General features: G+C 70.7%; 8 protein-coding genes and 1 pseudogene. 5 read left to right on the top strand and 4 right to left on the bottom strand.

The features are described from left to right. The first annotated feature begins 30 nt into the window (after positions 1 to 30). The 3 genes from BST11_RS23415 to BST11_RS23425 are packed head-to-tail and all read left to right on the top strand — an operon-like array spanning position 31 to position 1380. Positions 31 to 234, top strand: coding sequence for a hypothetical protein (locus BST11_RS23415; protein WP_372509673.1), 204 nt, complete (start codon positions 31 to 33; stop codon positions 232 to 234). A 49-nt stretch (positions 235 to 283) separates the two neighbouring features. Continuing rightward, positions 284 to 1069, top strand: coding sequence for an alpha/beta fold hydrolase (locus tag BST11_RS23420; protein WP_083140584.1), 786 nt, complete (start codon positions 284 to 286; stop codon positions 1067 to 1069). A gap of 2 nt (positions 1070 to 1071) precedes the next feature. Beyond that, positions 1072 to 1380, top strand: a complete 309-nt coding sequence (locus BST11_RS23425) for an MGMT family protein (RefSeq protein WP_083140586.1) — start codon at positions 1072 to 1074, stop codon at positions 1378 to 1380. Here the strand turns inward: BST11_RS23425 and BST11_RS23430 are convergent. From BST11_RS23430 to BST11_RS23440, 3 genes are all read right to left on the bottom strand, one after another. Next, positions 1377 to 2231 carry a TIGR02569 family protein gene (locus tag BST11_RS23430; protein WP_067320010.1) on the bottom strand — a complete coding sequence of 285 codons (855 nt, stop codon included), beginning with the start codon at positions 2229 to 2231 and terminating at the stop codon, positions 1377 to 1379. The two genes, BST11_RS23425 and BST11_RS23430, sit on opposite strands and share 4 nt — an antisense overlap. Before the next feature lie 36 nt (positions 2232 to 2267). Beyond that, positions 2268 to 3458, bottom strand: coding sequence for an adenylyltransferase/sulfurtransferase MoeZ (gene moeZ, locus BST11_RS23435; protein WP_083140588.1), 1191 nt, complete (start codon positions 3456 to 3458; stop codon positions 2268 to 2270). Between the two features lie 147 nt (positions 3459 to 3605). Beyond that, positions 3606 to 4658, bottom strand: a complete 1053-nt coding sequence (locus BST11_RS23440) for a DUF3152 domain-containing protein (RefSeq protein WP_083140590.1) — start codon at positions 4656 to 4658, stop codon at positions 3606 to 3608. A 196-nt stretch (positions 4659 to 4854) separates the two neighbouring features. Here BST11_RS23440 and fasR point away from each other — a divergent pair, with 196 nt between their 5' ends. Continuing rightward, positions 4855 to 5553 (top strand): HTH-type transcriptional activator FasR, encoded by a 699-nt coding sequence (gene fasR / locus BST11_RS23445; protein WP_083140604.1) that lies wholly within the window; start codon positions 4855 to 4857, stop codon positions 5551 to 5553. Here the strand turns inward: fasR and BST11_RS23450 are convergent. Beyond that, positions 5540 to 5806, bottom strand: coding sequence for a DUF3107 domain-containing protein (locus BST11_RS23450; protein WP_083140592.1), 267 nt, complete (start codon positions 5804 to 5806; stop codon positions 5540 to 5542). The genes fasR and BST11_RS23450 overlap by 14 nt on opposite strands. Positions 5807 to 6010: 204 nt before the next feature. Here BST11_RS23450 and BST11_RS23455 point away from each other — a divergent pair. Further along, positions 6011 to 6393: pseudogene (locus tag BST11_RS23455) on the top strand (MmpS family transport accessory protein); the annotation flags it as partial.

The following is a 6393-nucleotide window of genomic DNA, read 5'->3' on the forward strand; positions in this document are numbered from 1 at the left end:
GAAAGCCCCAACTCCCGAGGAGGGATCGAGATCGTGTCAGCAGGCCCAGACGACGGAGTGCCCGAAGCGGACGCCGCGGAGCAACACGCCGAGTACGACCCGGAATTCGAGGAGGCCGGTCTGGACGTCGAGTACGTGAACGCCGCCGCACGGGAGCGCGACGCCAACGAGGCCGACCTGATCGACCAGGCTTTCGTCGTCCCGGTCGTCGACGACGATCTGGACGACGCGTAGTGGGGCGGGCCCCGACGACGCCCGCAGCCGCGACTGGCACCATCGACGGGTGACCGCCGACCTGCACGTGCACCGCTACGGCCCGGCCGGTCCGGTGCGGCTGCTCGCCCTGCACGGGCTGACCGGTTACGGGGGGCGCTGGCGGCACCTCGCCGGCTTCCTGCCCGAAATCGCCATCGCCGCACCGGATCTGATCGGCCACGGCAGGTCGTCGTGGGCGGCGCCGTGGACCATCGAGGCCAACGTCGCGGCGCTGGCGTCGCTGCTCGACGCCGAAGCCGAAGCCCCGGCGCTCGTGGTCGGCCACTCCTTCGGCGGCGCGCTGGCCATGCGGCTGGCCGCGGCCCGCCCGGAGCGAGTTGCGGCGCTGCTGCTGCTCGATCCGGCGGTCGGGCTGGACGGGGGCTGGATGCGCGACATCGCCCACGCGATGTTCTCCTCGCCCGACTACCCGGACCCCGACGAGGCCCGCCTGGAAAAGGCGACCGGCTCCTGGGCCGACGTGGACCAGGCGTGGCTCGACGTCGAGATCGGCGAGCACCTCGTCGAGCTGCCCAACGGGCGATACGGCTGGCGCGTCAGCCTGCCGGCGATGATGTCGTACTGGAGCGAGCTGGCCCGCGATGCCGTGCTGCCGCCGGCCGGAACGCCGACGGTGCTGGTGCGCGCGAAGCAGACCTCGCCGCCATACGTCGGCGATCAACTGATCGCCGGGCTGCAGCGGCGGTTGGGGCCCGAGTTCCGGCTGCTGGATTTCGACTGCAACCACATGGTGCCCTATGCCAGGCCCACCGAAGTGGCGGCGCTGGTCCGCGAGCTGTTGGAGGCCCGCTGACCGTGGCGCCGGTGACCGACGAGCAGGTCGAGCGCGTGCGCGCGCTGGTCGCGTCGATCCCGTCGGGTCGGGTCGCCACCTACGGCGACATCGCCGCCGTCGCAGGGCTTTCCAGCCCCCGCATCGTGGGGTGGATCATGCGGACCGACTCCTCGGACCTGCCCTGGCACCGGGTGATCACCGCGTCCGGGCGACCCGCGCGGCATCTGACCACCCGGCAGCTCGAGCACCTGCGCGCCGAAGGTGTGCTGGCCGTCGACGGCCGGATCGCCCTGGACGAGATCCGCTACGAGTTCCCGGAGCAGAACTAGAGCACCAGCCGGACCAGCGCCGCGGTGCGGGCCAGTCCCGGGAACGCCTCGGCGGTCGACCGCGGGTGCAGCGCATGCACCGCCAGGCGGAAGATCAACGCCCGCAACAACATCTGCGGCCACTCGGGCAGCGCGTTCCAGCGTTCGATGAGTCCGTCGTCGGCCTCGCCCCAGGACAGCGCGTCGACGACGACGACGCCCGCGGCCCACGACGCCGGCCGCCAGTAGGGCGTGATGTCGGTGATGCCCGGCGCCGCGGTGCCCACGAAAAGGACTGTGCCGTAAAGGTCTCCGTGCACCACCTGGTTGGGACTCTTGGTCGGCTTGCGCATTGTGGCGAGCTGGCCGATGAGCTCCATCGACCGTTCGCCGTCGGCCGTCGGCGGCGCGGCCCGCGCCCCCGGTGGCACCGAGGCCAGCGGCCGTTCCTCCCAGGCGGCGCGGTCGGCGGCGATGAAGACGTCGACGTCGCTCCACGGCGCGGTGGGCCCCTGGGTCAAGAATCGGGGGCGTTCCAGCTTGCCGGTCGCCTCGTGCAGCCGCACCGCCGCCGAGACGACCTCGTCGTGCCTGGGCTCCGGCGTGCCGGCGACGAAGGTGTCCGCCCGCCACCCCGACACCACGTAGCGCCCGTCGGTCGAACGAACCGGCCGGGCCAGTCGCACGCCGTCGACGAACAGCGTCTCGCGCACCCGCGCCGACCACGCCGCGCGCGCGTGGTCGGCCACGATCGACAGGACCACTTCGCCGCATCGCCAGCCGCCCTCCCAGCTGGCCCCCAGGGCAACGGGCTTCGCGCCGGTCAAGCCGAACGCCGCCAGCACATGCTCCGGCGGTGGCTCGACACTCACGCGCCCAGCCTAGTGCAGCCCAGCTGCGGTATTGCGTCAGTACATGACCATGTCGGGCTGCATCTGCCGGGCCCATGCCACGATCCCGCCCTGCAAATGCACCGCGTCGGCAAACCCGGCCTTCTTCACCTCGGCCAGCGCCTCCGCGGAGCGCACGCCCGTCTTGCAGTACAGCACCGCCGTGCGGTCGTGCGGCAGCTTGGCCAGCCCCTCGCCGGAGGTGATCGACGACTTCGGGATCAGCTGGGCGCCGTCGATGTGGTTGATGTCCCACTCCACGGGCTCGCGCACGTCGATCAGGGCCAGCTTCTTGCCCGAGTCCATCAGCTCGCGCAGCTCGCGCGGGGTGATCGCCGAGTCGGTCGCGGCCCGCGCCGCGTCGTCGGACACCACGCCGCAGAAGTCCTCGTAGTCGATCAGCCCGGTGATCCTCGGCGTGGACGGGTCCTTGCGAATCCCGATCGTGCGGTAGCTCATCTCCAGCGCGTCGTAGATCAGCAAGCGGCCCAGCAGCGGTTCGCCGATGCCGGTGATCAGCTTGATGGCCTCGGTGCCCATCACCGACGCGATCGAGGCGCAGATGATGCCCAGCACGCCGCCCTCGGCGCAGGACGGCACCATGCCCGGCGGCGGGGGCTCGGGGTAGAGGTCGCGGTAGTTCAGGCCCCGCCCGCCGGGCGCGTCCTCCCAGAACACCGACACCTGGCCCTCGAAGCGGTAGATCGACCCCCACACGTACGGCTTTTTCGCCAGCACCGCGGCGTCGTTGACCAGGTATCGGGTGGCGAAGTTGTCGGTGCCGTCGAGGATCAGGTCGTACTGCCCGAACAGGTCGACGGCGTTGCCGGGCCCGAGGCGGAATTCGTGCAACCGCACGTCGACCAGCGGGTTGATGGCGGCGATCGAGTCGCGCGCCGACTGGGCCTTGGACCGGCCGACGTCGGCCACCCCGTGGATGATCTGGCGCTGCAGGTTGGACTCGTCGACGACGTCGAAGTCCACGATGCCGATGGTGCCGACGCCGGCCGCGGCCAGGTAGAGCAGCGTCGGCGCGCCGAGACCGCCGGCGCCGATCACCAGCACCCGCGCGTTCTTGAGCCGCTTCTGCCCGTCGACCCCCAGGTCGGGGATGATCAGGTGGCGGCTGTAGCGGGCCACCTCGTCGCGGCTCAGGCGGGCCGCGGGCTCGACCAGTGGTGGCAGTCCTGGCAGTGATGTCTGGGACATCTGGGATGTCGACACCGACCATCTCCTCGGTTGGCTTGACGGTTGCCTTGCCTGCTCTTTCCATCACAGCAGTTGCCACAAGCAACGGCAAACAACCGGCGTTGCTTCCCGGCGCGACGGCGGGCTCGGGACCTGCGCGGACCGGGGTCAGGCGATCGGATACGGCCAGGGGTTGAACCGGCAGACCTTGCCGTCGGCCTTGACGAAGTCGGGGTCGAACTTCGCGGCGTCGTCGTTCGACGTGGAGAACGTCTGCTGCATCATCACCGGAGCCAGCCCGCCTTGCTGCTCGCAGGGTTCGTGGCGCACGTAACCGATGGCGTGGCCGACCTCGTGGTTGATCACGTACTGCCGATAGGACCCGATGTCGCCCTCGAACGGCACCGCCCCGCGCACCCAGCGCGCCTCGTTGATGAAGACCCTGGCCTGCCGCTCGGCGCCGTAAACCGGGTTGTAGCACGACGTCTCGAGCCGGAACTCGTATCCGCAGCCGCCGCGCACCGTCACCGGGGACACCAGCGAGATGCGAAAGTCGGGCTTTGCCTTGTTGTTTGGGTTGTTTGCCTCGTTTGCGTCGACCCGGACGAACGCGAATTGGGGGTTGTGCGTCCACCCCTTGGGATTGGCCAGCGTCTGGTCGACCATCTGCGCGAAGGCCTCGTCACCGCCGAACATCGTGGCGTCGACGCCGTTTTCGACCTCGACGGTGTAGCGAAAGACCTTCGCCGTGCCCTGGCCGAACTGTGGAGTGACGCCCGGAACGGCGCGAAACGTCTTGTCGCCCGCCTCGGTGAAGGGGCCGCCGTCGGGCAGCGTCCCGGCCGGCAGGTTGGCGTCGAAGGCGGCGAGCCCGCGCGGCGGCGCGTCCAGGATCGACGTGCCCACCGCCTCGATGTCCGGCGTGCCCTGGATGGATTGGGTCGCCGTCGGTTTCGGCGCTCCGGTGCCGGTCACCGTCTGGTAGATCACCAGCGCGGTCAGCACCACCAGCCCGGGCAACGCGTACGCGCGCCAACCGTAGGTGGAGACGAACCGGCCCAACCACGTCTGCTTGCGCCAGCGGCGGGACCGGTCCCGGTCGACCCGGGCGCGGCCGGCGTCGCCGGCGATCGGGTCACGCAGCGCCCGCAGCGGTTCGCGCCATTCGTCGCGCAGCACCGGAACCCGGCCGGTGCCGCGCGCGGGCCGCTGGGACGTCATTTTCCCAGGATTGCACAGCGCACGCGGCGACCGCCCTCGGCGCGCCCGAATGCGCCGTGCGCCCCCGCCACCACGGGCGCGGACTGCGGCGATAGCGATCGGGAAGGCCCTGCGGGTAGTAAGGTCGTTGCGACTAGCCGCGCGCGGCTGGCCCCGGCGGGTGGACGGCCAGTTGCAACGATCGAATGAGGAATCGATGAGCGATCTCGCCAAGGCGGCGGCACGACGTGCCGTCAAACCGGCCGCGCGTGTTCGGCCGGGCGACGGCCCGCCGGATGGCATCGTGAGCGCCAACCGGCGCGGCAACCGCCTGCCCCGCGACGAGCGCCGTGGCCAACTGCTGATCGTCGCCAGCGACGTCTTCGTCAACCATGGCTACCACGCGGCCGGGATGGACGAGATCGCCGAGCGGGCCGGGGTCAGCAAACCCGTGCTGTACCAACACTTTTCGAGCAAGCTGGAGCTTTACCTGGCGGTCCTGAACCGGCACGTCGAGAACCTGGTCTCCGGCGTGCAGCAGGCCCTGCGCACCACCACCGACAACCGGCAGCGGCTGCACGCGGCGGTGCAGGCGTTCTTCGACTTCATCGAACACGACAGCCAGGGCTACCGGCTGATCTTCGAGAACGACTACGTCACCGAGCCCGAGGTCGCCGCGCAGGTGCGGGTGGCCACCGAGGCGTGCATCGACGCCGTTTTCGACCTGATCAGCGCCGATTCGGGGCTCGATCCGCACCGCGCCCGGATGATCGCGGTGGGGCTGGTCGGCATCAGCGTGGACTGCGCCCGGTACTGGCTGGACTCCGACCGCCCGATCTCCAAGTCCGACGCCGTCGAGGGCACCGTCCAGTTCGCCTGGGGCGGGCTGTCCCACGTGCCGCTTACTCGCCCTTAGCGGCCTTTCCTGCGGCCTCGGCGCCGATCCCGATCCCGAACCCGACCCGGCGGGCGTCGGCGACACCGATTTCGACGTAGGCGATCTTGGCGCTCTGGATCAGGAAGCGGCGGCCCCGCTCGTCGCTGAGGCTGAGCAGCCCGGAGGCGTCGCGCAGTGCGGCGGCGACGAGCTCCTCGACTTCGGCGGGTGTCTGCGCACTAGACAAGAGCAGCTCGCGCGGACTGTCCGTGATCCCGATCTTGACCTCCACCGTGGCCCCTTCCGATGCTGTCGCAGGTATTGCAGTAGTCGTCCGACGTGTCAGCAGCAGGCTAGTGGACGCCGGCGCGGTGCAGGTGCCCCCCGGGCGTGGTTCGCGGTGAGCGAAACGTCGTCGGCCCGAAGATAACGATTCGCTCCCAGCTCGGCCAACATGGCCCTCGCGCCCCGGTTCCGGCATTTTCACATCAGTAACATCGGCACCATCAGAAACATGCTGACCGATCGTCTCGGCCCGGTTCACGACTGCCCCGACGACGACACCTACGACGGAGCCGACACCGACGTCCTGGGCGGCTACGGCGAGCTCGCGTGGCCGGCGGATGCCCGCTGGCGTCCGGCGGCGGCGATCCTGGGCATCGTGGTGGCCGTCGGCGCCATCGCGACCGCGGTCATCATCAACAGCGGCGACAGCGCGTCGACCAAGGCGACCGTCGGGGCCCCGGCCCCGCGCACGCTGACCTCCGCGCCGCCCAGCGCATCGCCGAGCCCCATGCCCCGCGCCTCGGCGCCGGCGTTGCCGCCCGAGACGGTGACGACCGTGACCCCGCCGCCCAGCGCGTCGGCCCCGGTCCCGGC

This window comes from Mycobacterium alsense (assembly GCF_002086635.1).
Lineage (GTDB): Bacteria > Actinomycetota > Actinomycetes > Mycobacteriales > Mycobacteriaceae > Mycobacterium > Mycobacterium alsense.

Bases quoted from the DNA above. Each gene is read 5' to 3' on its own strand.
- BST11_RS23440 (WP_083140590.1), bottom strand. From the start codon at position 4,658: ATGACGTCCCAGCGGCCCGCGCGCGGCACCGGCCGGGTTCCGGTGCTG.
- moeZ (WP_083140588.1), bottom strand. From the start codon at position 3,458: ATGTCCCAGACATCACTGCCAGGACTGCCACCACTGGTCGAGCCCGCG.
- fasR (WP_083140604.1), top strand. From the start codon at position 4,855: ATGAGCGATCTCGCCAAGGCGGCGGCACGACGTGCCGTCAAACCGGCC.